Origin of the sequence: Cohnella hongkongensis, from assembly GCF_042654645.1 — a bacterium.
In the GTDB taxonomy this organism is placed as follows: Bacteria; Bacillota; Bacilli; order Paenibacillales; family Paenibacillaceae; genus Cohnella; species Cohnella hongkongensis.
The window spans coordinates 45795-67495 of the sequence record NZ_JBHSEP010000014.1 but is presented as its reverse complement, the minus strand read 5'-3'; the positions used below and the strand labels follow the sequence as shown (position 1 = coordinate 67495).

The 21701-nt window shown below is 58.2% G+C and carries 20 protein-coding genes; 6 read left to right on the top strand and 14 right to left on the bottom strand.

Annotated elements, in window-relative coordinates:
- Positions 1–38: 38 nt before the first annotated feature.
- Positions 39–524 carry a GNAT family N-acetyltransferase gene (locus ACFO3S_RS18050; RefSeq protein WP_378099001.1) on the top strand — a complete coding sequence of 162 codons (486 nt, stop codon included), beginning with the start codon at positions 39–41 and terminating at the stop codon, positions 522–524.
- Between the two features lie 78 nt (positions 525–602).
- Here the strand turns inward: ACFO3S_RS18050 and ACFO3S_RS18045 are convergent, their stop codons facing one another.
- Positions 603–1697: a ParM/StbA family protein gene (locus ACFO3S_RS18045; RefSeq protein WP_378098999.1), complete on the bottom strand. Its 1095-nt coding sequence runs from the start codon at positions 1695–1697 to the stop codon at positions 603–605.
- Between the two features lie 207 nt (positions 1698–1904).
- Here ACFO3S_RS18045 and ACFO3S_RS18040 point away from each other — a divergent pair, with 207 nt between their 5' ends.
- From ACFO3S_RS18040 to ACFO3S_RS18030, 3 genes are all read left to right on the top strand, one after another.
- Positions 1905–2909 (top strand): M23 family metallopeptidase, encoded by a 1005-nt coding sequence (locus ACFO3S_RS18040; protein ID WP_378098997.1) that lies wholly within the window; start codon positions 1905–1907, stop codon positions 2907–2909.
- Between the two features lie 2 nt (positions 2910–2911).
- Positions 2912–3376 (top strand): bactofilin family protein, encoded by a 465-nt coding sequence (locus ACFO3S_RS18035; RefSeq protein ID WP_378098996.1) that lies wholly within the window; start codon positions 2912–2914, stop codon positions 3374–3376.
- Positions 3377–3453: 77 nt separating this feature from the next.
- Positions 3454–4308, top strand: coding sequence for a hypothetical protein (locus ACFO3S_RS18030; RefSeq protein ID WP_378098995.1), 855 nt, complete (start codon positions 3454–3456; stop codon positions 4306–4308).
- A gap of 52 nt (positions 4309–4360) precedes the next feature.
- Here ACFO3S_RS18030 and ACFO3S_RS18025 read toward each other — a convergent pair whose 3' ends face one another.
- From ACFO3S_RS18025 to ACFO3S_RS17980, 10 genes are all read right to left on the bottom strand, one after another.
- Entirely contained in the window at positions 4361–4621 is a 261-nt protein-coding gene (locus tag ACFO3S_RS18025) for a DUF1294 domain-containing protein (RefSeq protein ID WP_378098993.1), read from the bottom strand.
- A gap of 30 nt (positions 4622–4651) precedes the next feature.
- Positions 4652–6736, bottom strand: coding sequence for an Ig-like domain-containing protein (locus ACFO3S_RS18020; protein ID WP_378098991.1), 2085 nt, complete (start codon positions 6734–6736; stop codon positions 4652–4654).
- 186 nt (positions 6737–6922) lie between these two features.
- Positions 6923–7405 carry a DUF1904 family protein gene (locus ACFO3S_RS18015; RefSeq protein ID WP_378098989.1) on the bottom strand — a complete coding sequence of 161 codons (483 nt, stop codon included), beginning with the start codon at positions 7403–7405 and terminating at the stop codon, positions 6923–6925.
- 21 nt (positions 7406–7426) lie between these two features.
- The gene (locus ACFO3S_RS18010; RefSeq protein ID WP_378098987.1) at positions 7427–8743 is read right to left on the bottom strand and encodes a D-arabinono-1,4-lactone oxidase; all 1317 of its coding nucleotides are present in this window, start codon (positions 8741–8743) and stop codon (positions 7427–7429) included.
- Positions 8740–9888 (bottom strand): amino acid deaminase/aldolase, encoded by a 1149-nt coding sequence (locus ACFO3S_RS18005; RefSeq protein WP_378099128.1) that lies wholly within the window; start codon positions 9886–9888, stop codon positions 8740–8742. The genes ACFO3S_RS18010 and ACFO3S_RS18005 overlap by 4 nt, the downstream gene beginning before the upstream one ends.
- A 69-nt stretch (positions 9889–9957) precedes the next feature.
- Entirely contained in the window at positions 9958–11334 is a 1377-nt protein-coding gene (locus tag ACFO3S_RS18000) for an aldehyde dehydrogenase (protein ID WP_378099127.1), read from the bottom strand.
- A 493-nt stretch (positions 11335–11827) separates the two neighbouring features.
- Positions 11828–12880 carry a glycoside hydrolase family 88/105 protein gene (locus ACFO3S_RS17995; protein WP_378098986.1) on the bottom strand — a complete coding sequence of 351 codons (1053 nt, stop codon included), beginning with the start codon at positions 12878–12880 and terminating at the stop codon, positions 11828–11830.
- Between the two features lie 12 nt (positions 12881–12892).
- Positions 12893–13753 (bottom strand): carbohydrate ABC transporter permease, encoded by an 861-nt coding sequence (locus ACFO3S_RS17990; RefSeq protein ID WP_378098984.1) that lies wholly within the window; start codon positions 13751–13753, stop codon positions 12893–12895.
- Complete coding sequence (locus tag ACFO3S_RS17985; RefSeq protein ID WP_378098982.1) at positions 13753–14646, bottom strand: carbohydrate ABC transporter permease; 894 nt, start codon at positions 14644–14646, stop codon at positions 13753–13755. Before ACFO3S_RS17985 ends, ACFO3S_RS17990 begins: the two co-directional genes overlap by 1 nt.
- A gap of 130 nt (positions 14647–14776) precedes the next feature.
- Entirely contained in the window at positions 14777–16138 is a 1362-nt protein-coding gene (locus ACFO3S_RS17980; RefSeq protein WP_378098980.1) for an ABC transporter substrate-binding protein, read from the bottom strand.
- A gap of 286 nt (positions 16139–16424) precedes the next feature.
- Here ACFO3S_RS17980 and ACFO3S_RS17975 point away from each other — a divergent pair, with 286 nt between their 5' ends.
- Both ACFO3S_RS17975 and ACFO3S_RS17970 read left to right on the top strand, forming a co-directional pair.
- Positions 16425–17201 carry a response regulator transcription factor gene (locus ACFO3S_RS17975; protein ID WP_378098978.1) on the top strand — a complete coding sequence of 259 codons (777 nt, stop codon included), beginning with the start codon at positions 16425–16427 and terminating at the stop codon, positions 17199–17201.
- Positions 17122–18984 (top strand): cache domain-containing sensor histidine kinase, encoded by a 1863-nt coding sequence (locus ACFO3S_RS17970; protein WP_378098976.1) that lies wholly within the window; start codon positions 17122–17124, stop codon positions 18982–18984. The genes ACFO3S_RS17975 and ACFO3S_RS17970 overlap by 80 nt, the downstream gene beginning before the upstream one ends.
- 52 nt (positions 18985–19036) lie before the next feature.
- On the opposite strand, the gene ACFO3S_RS17965 is transcribed toward ACFO3S_RS17970, so the two are convergent.
- Genes ACFO3S_RS17965 through ACFO3S_RS17955 form a run of 3 tightly spaced genes read right to left on the bottom strand, consistent with a single transcriptional unit; the run spans position 19037 to position 21624 of the window.
- Positions 19037–19837 (bottom strand): ABC transporter permease, encoded by an 801-nt coding sequence (locus tag ACFO3S_RS17965; protein ID WP_378098974.1) that lies wholly within the window; start codon positions 19835–19837, stop codon positions 19037–19039.
- Positions 19818–20597 carry an ABC transporter ATP-binding protein gene (locus ACFO3S_RS17960; protein ID WP_378099126.1) on the bottom strand — a complete coding sequence of 260 codons (780 nt, stop codon included), beginning with the start codon at positions 20595–20597 and terminating at the stop codon, positions 19818–19820. The genes ACFO3S_RS17965 and ACFO3S_RS17960 overlap by 20 nt, the downstream gene beginning before the upstream one ends.
- Positions 20598–20604: 7 nt before the next feature.
- Entirely contained in the window at positions 20605–21624 is a 1020-nt protein-coding gene (locus tag ACFO3S_RS17955) for an ABC transporter substrate-binding protein (protein ID WP_378098972.1), read from the bottom strand.
- Positions 21625–21701 lie beyond the last annotated feature (77 nt).

Genomic DNA, 21701 nt, shown 5'->3' with positions numbered 1-21701 from the left:
CGACCGTAATTTCATGGAAAAAAGGAGAGATTTGCGATATGGCCGACATGCTCGTCCATCTGTTGAACCTGCCTCCCTGCGAGGAGCTGCTTGCCCGCCTGGAGCGGGAGGAGGGCATTCGCATTCACCGGGCGCTCGCCCCGGACAAACACCGCGTCGTCGAATGGGCGGCCGAACATTCTACCCGCAGCGCTTCGGGGGAGGTCGACGTATGCTTTGCCCGAACGCCGGTCACCTGCTATGTCGCCTCTAGAGGAGCGGATATTCTCGGCTTCGCCTGCTACGAGGCCACCGCGCCGAATTTCTTCGGACCGACCCGCGTGCTGGACTCGGAGCAGGGCAAGGGCATCGGCAAGGCGCTGCTGCTCAAGAGCCTTCACAGCATGAGAGAAGCCGGGTACGTCTACGCGATTATCGGAGGCGTCGGTCCCGCGGAATTTTACGAGAAAACGGTTGGCGCCTTCCTGATCCCGGATTCGACTCCGGGCATCTACCGGGATTTCCTGGGCAGAGCCGCCAGATAACGAGTCAAGGGGCTCCCCCGGATCAGCGATGCGCGACGCTGATCCGGCGGGAGCCCCTCTCCGTGACGCTTTACCTGGTTAGATCGCTTCCTGCTGCGACGTTTTGTTCTTGGCCAGCTTCAGATAGCCGTATACGTTCTGCAGCTCGCTGTTGTCCACGAAGCGCAGGCGCATGTTCTCCGCCGCGTCCAGAATGTACGGCCGCAGCGCCGCAGCGCCGCCGCCGAGCACGTAGAAGCATTGAATGTCGGGATACTTCTTCCAGCGCTTGCGGATCAGGTCGACGATCTTCTGCGCGGCGCGGGAGAAGTAGGTGTCGACGATCGGCCGAATGTCCGCCTGCCCTTCGCCTACCCGCTGAATCGAAAACTCATTTTTGCGAATGCGCTGGATCAGCTTCGTGCGGCTCGGGAAACGATAGCCGAACTGGTCCTCGACGTCGCGAATGATCGAATCCAGATACGACGCCAGGCCCAGCTGTTCGCCGGTGCTGAACTGGTTGTCGATGCTCATCCGCTTGACGACCGGGAAGTCGGTCGTCAGCGCCCCCATCTCGCATATGCCGATGCAGCCGTAGTACAGCTCCTCGTCCCTGACCTGCAAGTTCTCGTGCGTCGCCATGTGGAACAGGGCGGCGGCCCCTTCGATTGACACGATCGCCCGGCGGACGCTCACCCTCACCGTACGGCCGCGAAGCTTCGGCGTGGAGAGGAAGGTGACCTCGTGCTCGCCGACCAGCCTTTCTTCGAAAATCTGATGAAATCGCGCGTAAGTGCGCACCGGCAAGCCGGTGCCGATGACGTATTCCACCTGGTCGATCGTCTGGCCGGGAACAAGCGAATGCGATGCGTTCGTGACGCTGGCGTAGGCCAGCGCCGTAATCGCCACGATCAGAGATTGATCGCTCGTCGCCTTGTTGTCGGTCTCCTCCAGCTCGGCGTTGTCCTGGTCCTCCGAAGCGAGCAGGCCGACGAAATACCGCTGCCCCTTCTTCTTCAGCTTGGGGCTGTATACCATGACGTCCAGCGCCTTGAGGGGAGAGTCCTCCTCCTGGAGAATATGTCTTTCGTATCCCGGCGATACGATATTCGGAATGACGATCGGATCGTTGGATTCGTTCACCACAAGCTTAACGCTGTCATTGCCAATATCTATTCCTGCTAGCTTGATCATCATAGTCCTCCCCGTCCTAAGACTCGTCCCTATGTATTTAATAAAGAAGATTCGCCTTATTGCGACAAAATCCTCCTTCTCCCCTATTGATTCGCATCATTTTTTTAAGTAAAAAAGGATTATGCGACAAATGGGTCGAATTACCTCTGGAGACCCATGACGGAAAATAGGATGAAAAAGTCGACGCAAATATGCAGGAGGATAGTCATGAAATGGCGGAATAAGAAATTCACCTTTATGGTGATTCCGGATGCGAACAGCGCGGTGAAGCGCTTCCGTCTGTCGGCGGCTGCGCTGGTGACGGCGGCTGCGCTTATCCTCGCTCTGATCGTCTGCTGCGTTGCGGTTTTTCTGCTGTATCGGGACAACGCCGGACAGGTCGGGCAGCTCAAGCAGGAGCTTTCCGCAGCAACTGGAGATTACGAAAAAATTCTGGAAGACAAAAACGTGCATATCAGCGAGCTCCAGACCGATCTAGCCGATCTGGCCGAGCAGACGAAAGCGCTGGCTACGCGGATGAAGGACATCAACGAGCTGGAATCCGAGCTGAAAGAGATGGTCGGAATCGAAAGCTTGTCCGCCTCCAAGTCCCGGAAGGCGACCGGGCTGGCGGACGGCGGCGAACCGTTCGCGATGGACGGAGGAACGGGCGGCGAAGAGCTGCCGGTCAGCGAGAGCGAGATGGCTCGGCTCGTGGACAACACCCGCGAAAATCTCCAGCTTCTGGACGAGCAGATCGAGACGATGAAGCCGCAGCTGGAGCTGACGAAGGAAGCGGTGGCCCGGCAGCTTCAGCTCTTGGCCGTCACTCCGACGATCTGGCCGACGGACTCCCGGCGGGTGACGTCCACGTTCGGCATCCGCAAGGATCCCTTTACGCGCAAGGCGACTTATCACGCGGGCATCGACATCGGAGGGAATACTGGAGATCCGATCTACGCGGCTGCGGACGGCACCGTCGTCGAAGCCGGATACAGCAGCTCTCACGGCAATCATATCCTGATCAAGCATTCCAGCGGCGTTCAGACGCACTATTCCCATCTGAGCAAAATCATCGCCTCCTCGGGAGACCGGGTGCGCAAAGGCGAGATCATCGGGGAACTCGGCTCTACAGGCCGAAGCACCGGCCCCCATCTTCACTACGAAGTGATCGTGAACGGCGAGCATGTCAATCCCGAGCCTTATCTTAAAGCAACGAGAAGGAGTCCATGACCATGTTCAAAAACAAAAAGTCGAAGATCGACCCGAATATGACCGACACGCTGATCGGGGAGGGCTCCTCGTTCGAGGGCAAGATCTCTTCGGAGGCGGGGCTGCGGGTCGAAGGCCGGATGGAAGGAGACATCGACTGCGCGGGGGACGTCACGATCGGCGAGAACGGCGTCGCCCGATCCCATATTAAAGCGCGCAACGTCGTGATCGCCGGGCAGGTTATCGGCAACGTCGCCGCAACCGCCAAGCTGACGATCAAGTCGACCGGGCGGCTGAACGGCAATCTGTCGGCGCTGGAGCTGTCCATCGAGTCCGGCGGCATTTTCCACGGAACGAGCCAGATGGACGCCAGCATCGGTACGGAAGCGGCCGAAGCGCCGGAGGACAAGCCTCCCGCCCGCGACCAGGAGGGCAAAGCCGCCTCCCCGAAGGAAGGCGAAGCGGTGGCCGTCTTAAAAACCTGGTAAGTTTGCGCAAGCTTCCGCACTTCGTGTATCATTCTTAAGTAGGCAGACAGAACGGTATGCGGACTGGAGTGACCGAATTGAACGAGCAATTGCAAAAAGCTTACGAATTGTTGGGCCTTCCGGAGGACGCGACGCGCGAGCAAGTGGAAAATCGTTATTTCATTTTGTTGAAACGGGCAAGAGCGGAAAAAAATCGTTCGGGTGACGACGAGGAGAGCCAAGAGACGCTGCAGCTGAGCGAAATCAATCAGGCGTACAATCTCATCATCGGCATCGAATCCGAGAAAATCGGCACCGTCGAGAAGCCGTCGAAAATCGGCCATTTTTTCTACTACTATAAGGTTCATGTCATCATCGGTCTTCTCGTCGTGCTGTTCGCGGGCTATATGATCAAGGAAGGCGTCGACAAAAGAAGGGAAGCGGCCAACACCCCTCCGGCCAACTTGTCGGTAAGCGTATTCGGCAACTTCTATTTCGCGGATACGGAGCTCCTGGAGCAGAACCTGCTGAAGCTTGTGCCGGAATGGCAGCGGATCAAAACGTCTCTCGTCTACAACCCTCCGGAAATTCAGAGCCAGCAGGATATGGCGCTGCAGCAAAAAAGCGTCCTCATGCTCATCACCGAGAAAGACGAGGTGTACGTGACGGACGAGAAGAACTTCGAAAGTCTGGCTTCGCAGGGCGTGTTCGTCAAGCTGGACGAATTCGCGGCCGCTACCGGGCTGACGATTCCCGAGGATCGGATCCTCAGCGCCAGAACCGAGGACGATACGATGGACTATGCTTACGGCATCGACCTTACCGGCCATTCCGTATTCGAGGGCCTCGAGATGAGCGGCGAGCGTCAAATCGTCGGCATCCGGGCGGCGGCGGAGAAATGGACGGATACCGGGCTTCTTCTCGGCCAGCTGCTCGAGACGCTTCCCCAGTAACCGAAGGGCTACCCTTCCGTCGCCAGACGGTAGGATAGCCCTTCTTTTGCCATCATCGCCAGAACCAGTATGCTACCATCAAGTGGGCGGCCAAGATTGCGGGCATCCCGATCAGGAACGAGGCGTGCTTCGTCTTGTGGCGCCATGCCCTCATCCCGGCGATCGCCCCCGCCGCGCCCCCGGCCGCAGCCCACAGAAACAGCGTCCTCTCCGGTATTCTTCGCCCGCCCTTCTTGGCCTGGGCTTTATCTCGACCCATCAAATAAAACGAGATCACATTCACGACAATCCAATATCCGGCTGCTGCGTACACTTGCGTCCTTCCTCCTCCAACCGTCCGCGATCAGGTGTGGAACCGAACCGTATATTCCCGATCGCCTTCCTTCGTCTTCCACCCGTTCCAGCCGGCCGCGTCCGTGACGGCATTCGGCCGGAAAATCAGCTCGTACGCGCGGCCGGAGCGGAGCTCGCCGTCCAGCTTGAGCACCGCCTCCGTCACGATTTTGCCGGGATCGCCCGGCTCGGCGCTTTCGAAGTCTCTCTCCCGTCCTTCCGCCGTCCGAATGCGGAAAGCGGAAGCCTTCACATTCTTGACCGGTTCGCTGAACAGCACCTTCACCGTGCTGCGGTCCAACGCAACCGCCTGCGTAACGAACGGAACCGCGTTGTCGGCGATCGTGCCCGCGAACGCGGCCGTATCCGCCCCGCCCGCCGTATTCAGTCCGGCTATGCCGGAGACGCGCGCCGTATAATAATGCCCGGAGCGGAACAGATCCGGATTGCCGGACGACTTCGTGCGGTATTGGATCGTCACCGCTCTGTCGGTTCCCGGCTTCCGCTGGACGAAAGCGCTCCAGTCGGACATGGAGAGCGCGGCGCCGTTGACCGTCATGCCGCCGAGCTTGACGCCGCCGGCGTCCGCATCGGACAAGGCTCTGTTAAAGACGAGCTCGACCGTGTTTTTGTTGATCGCGACCGCATTCAGCAGAGACGCCTGCTCCAGCGGATTGGCGACGGCGCCGAACCGCCAGTTGGTCGACGTATCCATCACGTTGCCCGCCAGATCGGGAATGCCGGAGACCGTCAGCGTATAATACGTGGCGTCCTGCTGCGGCGTCGTCTTCAGCGTCACCGTTCTCCCGTCGCTGCCGAGCGTCGCCTGAAGGACGACGAGCCCTTTGTCGATCGAATAATGATGCGTCATCGCCGCATGCTGCGGATCGATTTTTTCGCTGAACTTCACCGAGATGAGCGCCGTCGTCGGGTCGATCTTCACCTCGGTCACCTTCGGCTTCGTGCTGTCGTTGCTTCCGGTCAAATACAGGTCGCTGCGCGTGTCCATCACGTTGCCCGCCAGGTCCTTCACGTTCCGCACGGTCAACTGGTAGCTGCGGCCGTCCGCCTGCTCCGAGGTCGTAATCGTCACCTTGCGCTGGTCGGCGGAAAGCTGAACTCCCGTGACCCGGAGACCGCCGCTGAACCGGTAGTTGCCGGAATCCGTCGCCGAGCTCCGCTCCACCGGCTCGGAGAAAACCAGCTCGTACGTCCGGTTGGACAGCTTGACGAGCGACGACACGAGCTGCGGCTTCGTCGTATCCTCCTGTGCGGACACGTAGCTCCAGGTCGCCCCGTCGATCGTGACCGTATGAAGCACGCCGCCCGACTGTCGATCCGTCCACAGCACGATCGACATGCCGTCGTGCGAGACTGTGGCCTGCAGCACGTTGCGCGTGTTGCCGTACGCGTCCTTGACGGAGAACCGGCTTCTGTCGATCGATTTGTCGTTAGGATCGGCCCATTGGAACAGCACGATTTTGACCGACTGGTTCGTCAGCTGCTCGACCGAGCGCACGTACAGCGGAGTAAGCCGCCTCTGCTCGTAAATCTCGTAGGCGGCCTCCACCAGCAGTCCGCGCGTCGCGTCCAGCGTGTAGTCGCTCAGCTGCGGAATCAGCTGATGATCCAGCGCCAGGCTGACCGCGCCTCTGGCCCAGGCGGACACGCGCCCGGCAACCGGCGTCGCCCCCGAGCCGCTCAGCCCGTAGCTCCGGGTCAGAATAGCGGCGAGCTGCTCCACCGTCACGTTCCGCGTCGGCGAGAACGTTCTGGACTTCGTCCCGTTCATCAGGCCGGCCCGCTTGACCGCTTCGATCTCCTGGAACGACCAGCGGGATCTCGATACGTCGTCATAGCTCGGCGCAGCGCTGCCGGCCGGAAGCTCCAGCAATCGGTAAAGCACGGCGGCCAGCTGCTCCCTCGACATCGGATCGTACAGCCGCGAGCTTCCGTCCTCGAATCCGGTAAACACGTTTTTCTGCCTGAGCTCCTCGAACTTGTGCTCCGTCGACAGGTTCGAAGCTCCCCAAGAGGTCAAAGGAACGCCGAACACCAGCAGCAACGCGAGCATTCCCGATACGATTTTCCTCATCCCGCTACCTCCTCTTATCCACCGCCCGTTCAGGCCGATCGAGATACGGCGGTATAAGATAGACGCATCGAGATACGTTTTGTTTCTTTTATGAGAGAAATTTCAGGATTACAGATACAAAAGGTAACAACTCGTCCCTCTTAAGCGCTGCTGCCGATCGGCCATCGGCTCCGCCTTGCCTTTCGGCTACTCTCTTAGTGCGTCGTAGAGCCTGCTGGACATCCTCTGCGCCGAGCTGTCGGCCTTCGATTGGATCGCCATTCTCGCTTTGCGCAGCTCGTCCTTCAATCGCTTGTTCTCCGAACGCGCCGCTTCCAGCTCCTCGGATTCCGGCGACGGCTCGCCGAGAGGTTTCCCGTTGGCGTAGTAGCTTTCCCGCTCGTAGCGGCGAAAGGCGATCTCCAGCTCGGGCACGCCCAAAGCGCGGACATGACGATCGATGCAGGCCGCCGCGGCGTCTCGGACGGCCGCTCCCCGGTCGAACCAGGCCACCTCGACGAAAGGATAGGAGGGCACCGTCTCTCCTCCGAACAAGGCGGTCGTAAGCAAGCATTCCAGCATGATATCGTCCTCCGGGCACCGGCATATCGCAGCCAGCTCCGAGACGAGCGGCCCGCTGATCGAGCGGACCTGCTCCGGCGCGACGCCCCGAAACAGCAGATGAGGCATAATACGGACAACTCCTTTTTTCTACTTCTCGGCTTCGATCCCGAATATCGTCCGCAAATAAGGCGTCAGCAGGACGCCGTTCGGATCCATCCGGCTGCGGCGCTCCGCGAACTCGTCCCACATCGGGTAGGCTCTCCGCAGCTCTGCGGCCTTCAAGGAATGCAGCTTGCCCCAATGCGGGCGTCCCCCGTACCGCAAAAAAATTCGCTCCATATCCGCAAAGTATCGCTCGTAGGGCATTCCCCGGTACATATGAACGGCGATATAAGCGGACTCCCGCTCGTACGCAGGGCTTAGCCAGATTTGATCGCCCCGGGCAAAACGGCATTCGACCGGAAAATGGACGCGATAGTTCTCGCGGGACATCTGCTCTCTCATTTCCCGGATGACGGGCTCCATCGCCTCGATCGGTAGATTGTACTCCATTTCGTTAAAACGGACAAGCCGTCTGGCGGCGTACACCCGATGGCTGTACTCGATTTTGCTGGCCGTCGGGACGGACGCGGCGCATATCCGGCTTACCGAAGCGCTCATCCAGGGAGCCCAGCGGCAGAGGCCGGACAGCGCTCCGAACGCGACGTTCTCCATCACGATACCGCTCCAGTAGCCGGCCAAGCTGTCCGGGGTGACGGGCTGCTCCGTCTCGTTCATCATTTTCAGCTGGCAGGGCTCCGCGTAAGGAAACCAGTAAAACTCGAAGTTGCGATGGCGCCGGGCCAACTCGTCCAGCCGCGCGAGACAGTCGGACAGCGGCACGCGTGCGCTCTCGTACTTCAATTTGTAAGCCGGTCTCAGCCGCAGCGTCACCTGGACGATGACGCCCAGAGCGCCGAGAGAAATCTGCAGCGCCTTGAACAGCTCGGGATGCGATTTGTCCGTGACGTCCAGCACCTCGCCGGTCCCCGTCACGACGGTCATCCCGACCACTTGGGTCGAGAGATTCCCGAACGCCAGGCCCGTTCCGTGCGTGCCGGTGCTGATCGCTCCCGCAATCGACTGAACGTCGATATCCCCGAGATTCTCCTGCGCCATTCCCTCCGAATGAAGCAGCTCGCCGAGCATGCGCAGCTTCGTGCCGCCCCACACCGTTGCCGTGCACGCCTCGTAGTCGACGTGCAGTATTCCCTGCATCCGGTCCAGCGAGACGAAGACGTCGTCGGACGCGGCAATCCCGGTAAACGAATGCCCCGAGCCGAGCACCCTCAGCGTTCTTCCTTCCTCGTTGCACAGCTTGACCGCTTGCACGACCTCTTCAATATGTAAAGGATACAGCACGGTGCGGGGCGTCGCGCTTACGATTCCCGACCAGTTCCGCCACTTGCGTCCGCTTTTGATCATAAGAAGGTTTCCCCCATGCCCCTATAGGTCGCATATCGGTCGACGACCGCTCCATTCGAGACGACATACAGGGAATCGAATCGTTCGCACAGCTCCCCCGCTTTGGCATGACGAAAGAAGACGGGATCTCCCAGCTCGAGCTCCATATGCGAGCCCCGGCTTCCGCGAAGAGGGGTCTGCACCTCCCCCGCGCCTTCAAGCGGCATCAGTGACAGCCCGCTCGGCAGAAAGGGCTGCGGCAGCTTCGAGCGATCCGCCGCCCCGGAAGCGACGTATCCGCCCCCCATGCAGGTGACGATGCCCGGCCTTGGCTTCCTGACGACCTCGACCGCGAATCCGGCGGCCGGGGCGTAACGGAAATCGCGGTAATAATCGAACAGCCCCGGCGAGTAGAAACCCGAGCCCGCCGTCAGCTCCGTCACGGTCTCCTCCTCGCGGGAGCTGGCCAGACTGCCCGTGCCTCCCGCGTTCACGAAGATCAGCTCCGCTCCAAGGGAGCGAAGGTTGTCCGCCATCTCCCTTCTGCGCCTCGCCACCTCGCGAATCGAGCGCCTCTTCAGCAGCCGGATCAGCCCGTTCTTGAACGCGGCTCCGGGAACCCGGTCGCCGACTCCCGCAATCTGCGCCTCGTATCCCATCATGCCTTCCAGCCGCACCCATTCCGACCGGACGATCCGCTCGGCGACCGGGCGGACGTTCTCCCACTCGTCCAGAGGAGATCGCCACACGCCGAAGCGCAAGCCCGGATAATCGGACGACATATCGATATCCAGACATAGCGGCACGCGGACTCCGCGAGCGCGGGCGATCCGCTCGATCCGCTCCACATGCTCCGGGCAATCCGTCATGAACACGATGCGGCGCCCTTCGCCGATCAGATCGACCAGCCGTCCGATGCCCGAAGCTTCCCACGTCGGATAGCCGAGCAGCAGGTCGTCGAAGCCTTGGCCGGCGAGAAAAGCGGCCTCCGCCGCCGAATAGCACATGATGCCCTGGAAGCGTGCGTCCGCGGCGAGAAGGTAGCGAAGCGCCTCGACGGAGCGAATCGACTTGCTTGCGATCCGGACTTTCTTGCTTCCGGCCGTCTCCGCGATCAGACGGATATTGAGATCCAGCAGGTCCCGGTCCACATAAGCGAACGGCATCGGAACATTCGCGAACGCTTGCTTGTACAAGGCATAATCGGGCTTCAGAAGGATGCTCCTCTCGTCGTATTATCGAAGCAGCTTCCGAATGACGTTTAATCCGTTCTTCGCTTTGGGATAGCGGAAAGGAATATCGAAGCGGCTCGTCTGCTTCAGCACGCTCTTGTAATGGGAGAACGCCCGGAAACCGTGCTCTCCGTGATAGCTGCCGATTCCGCTCGCGCCCACTCCGCCGAACGGCAAATACGGAGTGCCCAGATGCATGATCGTATCGTTGACGCACCCTCCGCCGAACGGCACCTGCCGGATGATCTCTTCCTGGAACGACGCGCTTTCCGAAAATACGTACAGCGCCAGCGGCTTCGGGTGAGCGCGCACGATGGCGAGCAGCTCCTCCGTCGATTCGTAGATGAGAACGGGCAGAATCGGTCCGAAAATCTCGTCGCGCATGACCGGCGAATCCGCCGGAACGTCCTCCAGCAGCGTCGGGGCGATTCTCAGGCCGGCGTCGTCGGTCTGTCCGCCGTACGCGACGCGGCCGTCCTGCAAATAACCGACCAGCCGGCGGTAATGCCGCTCGTTCACGATTCGGCCGTATTCCGGATCGCGGATCGGATCGCTGCCGTAGAAGGCTTCGACGGCGCCCGCCATTTCCTTCAGCAGCTCCTCCTTCGCTTCCTTGTGCACGAGCAAGTAGTCGGGCGCGACGCACGTCTGCCCGGCGTTCGTCAGCTTGCCGAATACGATCCGTCTGGCCGCCAGCGCAAGGCGGGCGTCCCGATGGACGATGCACGGACTTTTGCCGCCAAGCTCCAGCGTTACGGGAATCAACTGCTTGGCGGCGGCCTCCATCACGATGCGGCCGACCGAAGAGCTCCCGGTAAAAAACAGATGATCGAACGGGCGCTTCAGCAGCTCCGTGCTGACCGAAGCCTCTCCTTCGATCAAGGCGATGTATTCGGGAGGGAACGTCTCGCTGATGAGCGCCGCCAGCGCCCGCGAGGTTGCCGGAGCCATCTCCGAGGGCTTCAGGACGATCGTATTGCCCGCGGCAATCGCGGCAACCGCCGGCACGAGCATCAGGTTCACCGGATAATTCCATGGTCCTATAATCAGCGTAGTCCCATAGGGCTCCGGGATGATTCGGCTGCTCGCTCCGAAGTGGGTCATCGGAGTGCGGACCTTGTTCGGCTTCGACCAGCGGCGAACATGCCGCAAAGCGGTCCGAAGCTCGGCCAGCACCATTCCGATCTCGGTCGTGTACGCCTCCTGCTCGGACTTGTTCAAGTCCTCCTTCAACGCGGCGAGCAGCTCGGGCTCATGCCTTCGCACGGCCTCCCGAAGCTTGGCCAGCTGCTTCTTGCGGAAGGCGACCGATCTCGTCTCTCCCGTCAAGTAATACCGCTTCTGCCGCTGAACGACGTCATCTATTTCATTCGGTTCGATCGGATTCAATGCCTTCTCTCCTTCGTCGGCTCTGCGCCGATCCGGTCTTCAATATGATTATCTAGGTAAATAGACCCTGATGTAAAGAGTTTTCTGACAACTCCTGCCGTATGAAGCCTTCGAGCTTGCTCTATAGTACCGTGTGGCGTGCTTATTCTCCTCTCCCTCCTTCGTGCTCGCTCGATAGAACCGTGTGGCGTGCTTGCCTAGTTGCGGCAGGGGTTTCCGATCCGTTATGATCGTACTATGAACCAACAGGAGGAATGAATCCATGAGCAGGTCGCAGATCAAGAAGCGCAGGCGCGAAGCCGGGCAGGCCGGGCGGATCGATCCCGAGCTTAACCGCATCCGCTGGCACAGAAAGCCTCAAACGCAAGTCGTCATGAACAAGAAAGCAGAACAGCGCCGCACGCAGTGCCGCCGTAAGGGCAGCCGCGAGGGCGCTGATTTTTTTTCCTATCCGATCGGGAGCGGGAGAGCGACCGACGAAGGGTCAATCAGGAGCCGGCTCTTGCGATTCCCGCGGCCTAGCGGTCTTCAGCAGATCCGAAAAAAACACCAGAGCAAGCCCTTGCCCCCAGCCCTGAACCCGTTTGCGCGCCGTTGCCTTGTAGCCGGAAACGTCGTTCATGACCGCGGTGCCGGCAGAGACGTTCATGACGGAACCGTCGGCCAACACTTGCTTTAACAGCTCCGGGATCGCGCGATTAAGCTGTTTATTGTAGAGATCTCCTTTGGACAACAGAGCCGCAGCGATTCCCGCCGAACCCGACGTCTCCACATAAGTATCCGGATCGTCCAGCACCGTATGCCACAAGCCTTCATCCGATTGCAGACGAACCAGAGCGCTCAGCTGGTCTCGCAACGAATCTTCTATCATCATATATGACGGTTCCGAGACATCGACATGCTCCAGCGCCCGGGCCATCGTCAGCGCCGCCCACGCGTTGCCTCTCGCCCAGTAGACAGCGGACATATGATTCTGTCCGATGTCGTCCCAGCCATGGTAATACAGGTGGGTGATGGGATCTTGCAGCAATCGTTCATGGCCGTGAAACTGTCTGAGACCGTCCGCCAGCCAGTCGTCCCGGCCCAGCAGCCTGCCTATTCGCAACAAATACAGGCCGGCCATCATCAACGTATCGACCCAGGCTTGCTTGGGAAATACGTTGGCGGTATCGTGCACCGTATGCTGAAAAATTCCGTCGGCGAAGCGAACCGCTTCATGTTGCAAATACTCCGCAAGCACGATCGCCGTATCCGCATAACGTTGTTCCCCTGTCGCTTCGTACAAGCCGAGCAAACTGTGCCCCAGCGATACTCCGTTTACAGACAAGCGGGGCAGGCCGTCCGCCAGCCGATCGTCCATCCATTGTTGCAGCCATTGCAGATACAAGGGCTCGGCTGTCGCTTCGTAGGCGCAGGATACGCCATAGAAAGCGACTCCAGCCGGCCAATCCCAGGGAAAGTCCATGCGAAAGGTTCTCCGCACGATCCGATCTATCGCATCGCGCACCTGATCCTCGTCAAACCGCAATTGCGGCATTGCTCCTCCTCCTTATCCTTTGATTCCCGTAGTCGCTATACCTTCAACGAAATAGCGCTGTGCCAGGAAGAACACGACAACCATCGGCACAATCGACAGAATCGCCATCGCCAGCAACTGGTTCCACTCCATGCTTCCTCCCGTCGAATCGATCGCCATTCTCAGCGCAAGAGAGATCGGATATTTGCTCACGCTGTTAATGAAGACAAGTTGATTAAAGAAATCGTTCCATGTCCATATGAATTGGAAGAGGGTCGCCGACACGATGGCCGGAACGCAAAGCGGAAGCAAGATCCGAAAGAGAATGACCGGCGGACTGCAACCGTCCATTACCGCGGACTCATCCAATTCTCGGGGAAGCCCTCTCATAAACTGCACCATCATAAAGATGAAGAACGGAAAACAGCCGAAAATCGCCGGAACGATAAAGGGCAAGTAACTGTCGATCCAATCCAGATTGCGAAAAATCAAATACCGCGGGATCAGAATGACCGTCTGCGGCAGCATCAACGTCGAGATCATCAACGCGAACAGCAGCTTCTTCAGCGGAAAATTAAACCTCGCGAAGCCGTAACCGACGGCCACGCTCGACACGACGGTAAACAAAACCGTAGGCAAGACGAGCAGGAAGGTATTGGCGAAAAACGTGGCATACGTGTATTGGCCGGTACTGTGCCACCCTCTGGAATACGAATCCCAGACAAACCGCTCCGGCCACAGGCCGACAGAGCCGAACAAATCGGGATTCGTCTTGAATGTGGCGAGCAGCAGCCAGATTAGCGGATAAACCATGAATAGACCGATTGCGATCAAACCCGCATGGCGAACAACGTTTTGCACGTTCTTCTTCAACGCTATTCCTTGGCCGTTCATCAGGCTTTTCCCCCATCCTCATAGTGCACCCAAGAGCGGGCGGAACGAAACAACAGCAACGTAACGAACATGATGCACGCGAACAGAATCCAGGACAGCGCCGATGCATAGCCGAGCCGCATCTCCTGGAAGGCCTCGTCGTATATTTTCAATCCGATCAAGTAAGTGGCTTTCATGGGTCCGCCGTTCGTAATGATGAACGCGGCGGTGAACTCCTGAAGCGCTCCGATCATCTGCATGACCAGGTTGAAAAAAATAATCGGCGTCAATAGCGGCAGCGTAATCACTCCCAGCATCCGCAGTTTGCCGGCTCCATCCACGGATGCCGCATCGTACAACTCGGCGGGAATCTGCTTCAACCCGGCCAGGAACAGGACCATCGACGTCCCGAATTGCCAGACCACCAGCAAGCTGATTGTATACAGCGCCACGTCCGGATCGCCCAGCCAATTGACCCGGGGAAGACGAACGGCTGCAAGCAGCTGGTTAACGACCCCTTCGCCCATGAACAGAAAGCGCCACAAGATCGAGATCGCGACACTTGCTCCCAGAATGGAAGGCAAGTAATAAATCGTCCTGTATACGTTCATGATCCGGCTGTTCTTGTTCAGAATCAACGCCACCAGCAGGGCAACAGCGAGCTTGGCCGGCACAGCCATAATCGTGTATAGCAGCGTGACTTTCATCGAAGGCCAGAAATCGCGATCGTTCGCAAAAATTTTAATATAGTTATCCAACCCCACAAAGTTGCCTGCCCTCACGAGGCTGGATTGCGTCAAAGAGTAATAGAACGACAACGCCAGCGGATACAGTTGAAAAGCGATAAATCCGATAATCCAAGGCGCGATAAAGACCAAACCCCACATCTCATGCCGCCATCGGTAATGCTTCAAGGGCGCAGTCTCCTTTCCGGGCAATGTCTTCATGATGAACGTTCCGGCGCCGAGCCTCCGGGTTTGCCGCGAATGAAAGAACGGCGCCCTGCACGTGGGCGCCGCCCTCTTGCCGTTCAACGGAAGCGGATTATTGCGCTTCCGCTTTCATTTCGGCCAGCTTCTCGGCCATATTGCGGATAGCCTCGGCGGACGCCTCCTGCGGAGTGGAACGGCCGTAGATCACCTTCTGCACCGATTCCGCGTGAACGACCCGTACATTAGGACTGTCGCTAAGGGGGGTAAGCGGCAGCGATTCGTGTTGGGTCGCCAATTCGATCCCCAGCTTCACTTGCGGGTTCAGCACGCCCGCCTCCGTAATGGCCTGCAAGGCGGACGACGAAGCCGGCGTCCCGCGATGCGTGCCGAGAATGACCGCGGCTTCCGGATCGTTCACCAGCCAATTGATCAGCTTGGCGGCCTCTTCCTTATACTCCGAATCCTTATTGACGGCAAAGCCGTTGGATGTAACGAGCGGATTGGCCGACTGGACCGCATCGGCATGCATCGGGAACGGACCCACGGCAATCGTCGCTTCCGATATGGCGGCCGCATACTTTTCGTAAGCGGCAACATAATCGAACAGCATGCCGATCTCCCCTTTGACCCACTTCGGATTTTGCTCCATCTTGCCGACGAACGCCGTGCTGTCTCCGAACGGTTCGAGTACGCCTCGTTCGTACAATTCCATCAAATAGGTATAAGCTTCCGTCAATTGTTCTTCCGTAACGTTCATCGTATAGTCGTCGTTAACCCACAGCTCGCCCGATTTCTGCGTAATGTAAGGAACCAGAATGAGCTTGTCGATCACGTCGGAATCCGCCGTAATCAAATACGCGCCGGAATTCTGTTCATGCACCTTCGCGCCGATCTCCAGCAGATTGTCCCACGTCCAGACCGTGTCGTGCGGGATGCCGTACTTGTCGAAGAAATCGGCATTGTAGATCGTCGCCGCGGCGATAATCCCGGCGGGAATCAACGTCATCTTATCGCGCCACATCGCCGAATCGCGAATTGTCGATTCCGGGAAGGTCGACAGATCGATCAAATTGCGCACTTCCTGCAAATCGTATACGAAATCTCCCAACTGATCGCTGAAGGCGTTGCCGTACTGGAACACGTCGGGAGCCGCCCTGCCCGCGAACTGTGTCGCCAGCTTCTTCACGTATCCGTCAAAGCCCATATATTCGGCTTCGATCTTCACATGCGGATGCAGTTCCATATATTTGCCCAGAGCCTCCAGAGTCGCTTGATGGCGCGGATCGTTGCCCCACCAAGCGAAGCGCAGCTTCACTTCCGCCGGCGATTCTTCGCTCTGGACGACCGACGAGCCGTTCGACGCCGGTGCGGCCGAAGAGCCGCTGTCCCTTTGGGAAGCGCCGCTGCATGCCGAAGCGATCAAGGCCATCGTTACGAACAGCGTAAGCATCATAACCCAATTCCGTCTGTTCATTCGTTATCCCCCTACGTTTATCAGTCTGTCTTGCTTGGCGCCAACCTCATCGTAACACAACCGTTTCCGTCGGAAGTAGATGCTCCGTTCAGGTATTCGCAGGCATTATTTAAGCGCTTCCAAACAAAAAACGTCGATGTCTTCCGTTTATTCCCTCTATCTTCGGCTGTTTACGCATTCATTCCATTTCGTGCAGAAAAACACTCTTTATTTCAGGTGTGAATGCGTTTTCCCTCTACCGCGACCGGATAAACTTCGGGTAAAATAGGACTACGAGGTGAGCGCCATGTACAAATTGCTAGTCGTTGACGATCATATCGACACGCGCGATACGTTAAGCAGTTGCTTCCCATGGGATCAAGTCTCCTTCGAGATTGTCCATCAATCGGACAACGGATTGGAAGCGCTTCAGTACCTGATGCAGCATCCTGTCGATGTCGTGCTCTGCGATATCAAGATGCCGAAAATGAACGGTATCGAGCTGGCCCGCGAAGTGCATGACCGGCAGATTCCGGCGCGAATGATTCTGTTGAGCGCCTATAGAGACTTCGAATACGCTCGACATGCGATCGCTTACGGCGTTCGCCAATATTTGATCAAGCCGGCCAAATATCACGAGATTATGGATGTATTCAATGAGATGAAAGCGGAATTGGACAAGGGGAAAGGAGATCCGCAGCCGGATAACTCCGCAGCCTTCGGATCCGAAACTGCGGGCGCCGCAGCCATGCTGGAAGGTCAGGACGATCCGATTATCCGGAAGATCGTCGGCTATGTCCGGAAGCACTACCCCTCGGCCAAGCTGGAGCAAGCGGCGCGTCTCGTCCACATGAATCCGACCTATGTCAGTTCCTATTTCAAGAAGCTTACCGGAGTCAACTTCTCCGAATTCGTCTTGACTTGCAAGATGGAGCGGGCGGCCGAGCTATTGACGGAACAGAAATGGAAAACATTTCAGGTCAGCGAAATGGTAGGATACTCCAATGTCAAAAATTTCATCCGGACTTTCAAAGACTACTTCGGGCAAACCCCTGGCCAATATCGACGACAGCAGTCGAATTAAGCAATTTTTCCATCCGCGGCTCAAAAGGCGTTTTTTTCTGGATCACTTTTTCCGGTTTCTCGGCCCGTGCTTAATTCCGATCATTCTGTTGGGCACCTTGTCGATCGTCATTACGAACCGGTACATCGGCAACGTCATGGAATCGAACAACGAGCGGGTGCTGAATCAGCACAAGGAATTCCTGCAACTGATCGTCTCCGAGATGGATTCGCTCAGCTTGACATTCGGAACGGACGCGAAAGTGCGGGTCACGCTGAAACACGTGCTGACTCGCGGCAGCTACGCCTACGAGGACGTTCAAGCCCTGATGTATATCAAAAGCGTTATCGACGTGCCCGCTTATTCCAAACCTTTTATCCATTCCATCTATGTTTACCTGGAGAACGATTACAAGAGATTTCTTTCGTCCAGGGAGAACTTGTCCTACATGGATGCCTTTCACGATCAAATGTGGCTCGAACTGTACCGCCGGCATCCGGACAAACAGTTGAACGAAATCATTACCGTCAAGCGGAGCATCCAAGAGTTCGGCGTGGGAGGCTTCTCCAACGAGATCGTCAGCGTCTACAAACCGTTCGCCCATGACCGGGGATTGATCGTGTTCAACATTCAACCCGAATACTTCGAATCTGCATTCGACAAGATGCAGGAATCGCGAGGTCAGACGACCTTCATCGCCAATGCCAACGGCGAACGGCTCATGCACGCTGGCAAGTCCGCGCTGGTTGACGTGCTCCCTGCCGAGAAAATCGCCGAATCGATTGCGCTGGAACAATCGCAGACTTTCAAGCTGTCCGGGAACCTCGTAAGCGTCAAGCATATTCCAGGACTGAACTGGCTGCTGGTGACGGTGAATCCGATGAAGGATCTGTACGGCACCGAGGGGATATTGACGACCTTAACCATCGCTCTGGCCCTCTGTTCCGTCATGGCAAGCATCGCGCTCGCGTATTGGCTGACCCGCAAAAACTATCGGCAAGTGTATCGAATTATCGACACCCTGAATTCTGCCGATCGCCATGCGGCGCGAGCGTCGGGCAAAGCCGACGATCTGTACGAGGTCATTATCCAGCACATTCTCGAGTCCTTCCTGCAGCAGAAGTATTTGAAAGTGCAGCTGTCGGAGCGGAAATACAAAGAGCAGGCGCTTGAACTCAAATCCTTGCAATTGCAGATCAACCCGCATTTTCTGAACAATACTCTGCATTCGATTTATTGGAAAAGCATTGAATTGACCCGGGCTCCCAACGCCGTGACGCAGATGGTCGCGCACTTGTCCGATCTGCTGGATTACGCCGTCCGCTCCGCGGAAGAACTGGTGATGCTGGAGGAGGAACTTATCTACCTCCGCAGCTATGTTCATATCCAGCAGATGCGTTATCCGAATCGGCTTGATGTCCAATGGGATCCGATCGAAGGGTGGGAAGCATGTCGGGTGTTAAAGCTGGGACTTCAACCACTGATCGAAAACAGCATCCTGCATGGCCTGGAACATCAAGACCGCTTGCGAATCAAGATTAGATTCAGAAAGGACGACCAGAGCCTGAAGGTGACGATTATCGATAACGGCGCGGGCATCTCCCGCGAGCGAATGAGGGAGATCGAGACGAGGTTGGCTTCCGAGGAGGAACAAACCGATCATGTTGGGTTGTTTAACACGTTCAAACGGCTGGGGCTGAAATACGAAAACCGCTCCGCAATCCGCATACTTAGCCGCCCCGGCCAGGGGACGGCTGTTACGGTATGGTTTCCGCAGACGACGGATGCTGAGCCGAATGCATAGACGGGTTGCTGAATTCGGCGGGCAGACCGACTAGGGGAGACAGCCTCGTCAGCTAGCCCTCATGATGGTACCTGCGGCGGGCCAGCCGTTCCAGTAGATTCACCGCGCCGTACAGAAGCGCCGAGAGCAGCGCCAGCATCGCGATGCTGACCATGACGAGAGTCATCTGGAACACCTGTCCGCCATAGATGATCAGATAGCCGAGCCCTGCCTTCGAGGACAGAAATTCGCCCATGACGACGCCGACGAGCGTCAGACCGACGTTGACCTTAAGCGTGGCGATGAAATACGGAATGCTGGCCGGAAGCAGCACCATCCGCAGCATCTGCCCCCGCGTCGCCCCGAACGATTCCATCAGCTTCAGCTTCGTCTTGCTGATCTCCTTAAAACCGCTCTCCACCATAATGATCGTCACGATGATCGAGATCGCCACCGCCATGCCGTAGATCGAATAGCGATCGCCCAGCCAGATGTAGAAAATCGGGCCGAGCGCCACCTTGGGCAGCGCGTTCAGCACGACGACGTAAGGCTCCAGCACCTTGGAGGCGAACGTCGACCACCAGAACCCGACGGCGATGCCCGTTCCGAGCAGCATCGAGACGACGATGCCGACAATCGTTTCCCAGCCGGTGATCCAAGTATGCCTGAGCAGATTGCCCTCGAAAGCCAGCTCGCGAAACGCGGAGGCAAGCAGCGTGGGACGGCTCGTCAGCATCGGATCGATCCAGCCCCAGCGGGCCGCGAATTCCCAGACGCCCAGGAACGCGGCGAGCACCGTCAGGCGGGACAAAAGAATGAGACGCTGTCGGCGCTTCTGGAGCCGCAGATATCGTTCATACAACGGGGACGACATGCTCCTCCAGCTCCTTCCAGATCGCATTAAACATGCCGTTGTACCCGCTCGCCTGCCTCTTCTGCCAAGGCGACAGCCCTTCTCCTTCCTCGAAGCGAATCTCGTGCACCGTCGAGATCGTGCTCGGCCGCTTCGACATGACCATCACCCGGTCGGCCATGCTGATCGCCTCGGACAGATCGTGCGTGACGAGCACCGCCGTCTTGCCCTGCTCTTTAATAATGCGATACACCTCGTCGGACAGCTTCAGCCGGGTCTGATAATCGAGAGCGGAGAACGGCTCGTCAAGCAGCAGAATGTCCGGCTCGGCCACGAGCGTGCGGATGAGCGCCACCCTTTGCCGCATTCCTCCGGACAGCTGGGACGGCCCGTGATCCGCGAACTCGCCCAAGCCGTAACGCTCCAGCAGCTCCAGCGCCCTGCGCTTCGCCCGTTCCCGGTCCATTCGCCGGATTTCCGCGCCGACGAGCAGATTGTTCAGCACGTTCCGCCATTCGAACAGATGGTCGTGCTGAAGCATGTACCCGACCTTGCGCGAAGGTCCGGATACCGGCTCCCCGTCGATGCGGACGCTGCCCTTCGTCGGAGCCAGCATCCCGGAGACGAGAGAGAGCAGCGTGCTCTTGCCGCAGCCGCTCGGCCCAACGACGCTGATAAACTCTCCCCGGTCGATCGACAGGCTCACGTTGCGCAGCGCCTCGGTCTCCTGCTTCGGCGTAAAATAACTCAGCCCGACATCGTTCAGCTCGATGTGCGCCATCGCCACATCATTCCGTTTTCCCGAGATTTTGCACGAAGCTCATATCGACGACGTCGTCCATATTCGCGATTCGCTCCGTTTCCTTCAGCACGCCGTTCTCGACCAGCACGTCCTGCAGCGTGTCGAACTGTTCCTGCGTCAGCTCCGGATGCGTCGGCCACGTCCCTTGATCCTTGTACCGGTTCACCGATTGAATTATCAGCTCGTCGGAGGTTCCTTCGAAGAACGGCGCCAGCGCCTTGGCGATGTCGTCGTCGGAAGCGGCGTTCAGCCATTCCGCGCCTTTGGCGACCGCGTTGACGAAGCTTTGGATGACGTCCGGATGGCTCTGGATATAGTCCGAGGTCGCGACATAGGACGTCTCCGGGAACTCGCCGAACGCTTCTCCGAGCGAAGCGACGTAGTGGGCCTTCCCTTCCTGAACGAGCGTAGAGGCGACCGGCTCGAACAGCTGGATAAAATCGCCCTGTCCGCTCGTGAACGCCCCCGCCAGCGCCGGAGAAGCGATATTGGTGACGACGTCGGCGCCCTCCGCCCCTTCCCTGATCAGCAGGGAGTTCATGACCATCTGAGGCGCGCTGCCCGGTCTCCAGCCCAGAATCGTTTTCCCGCTCAGATCGGTCCATTGGAAGCCGTCCAGCTTCTCCCGAGAGAGCAGGAACGAGCCGTCCTTCGCCGTCAGCTGGTGGAACGCCTTCAGCGTCTTCTCGCCCTTCTGGTTGAAAATGTAGATCGTCGTCTCCGGCCCGACCAGAGAGATGTCCGCGGTGCCCGCGATCAGCGCGGCAGCCCCCTTATCCGAACCCTGCGCCGTATTCATGTCGACGTTAAGCCCTTCGTCCTCGAAGAACCCTTGGGACATGGCCACGTAATGCGGCGCGTAGAATATGGAGCGAATCACCTCGGAAAACTTGACCGTCTTCAGCTCCTCCGATCTGCCGCCGTCCTTGCCGCACGCCGAGACGGTCAGCGCGGCGACCGCGAACGCCAGCAGCAGCGCGGCGATTTTGCCCTTGTTCTTCATCATCGTTCTCTCCCTCGCAAAAAAAAGCTTTGAATAGGTAATATCCTATTCAAAGCCGAGGCCAGGCGTTCATCCGCCGG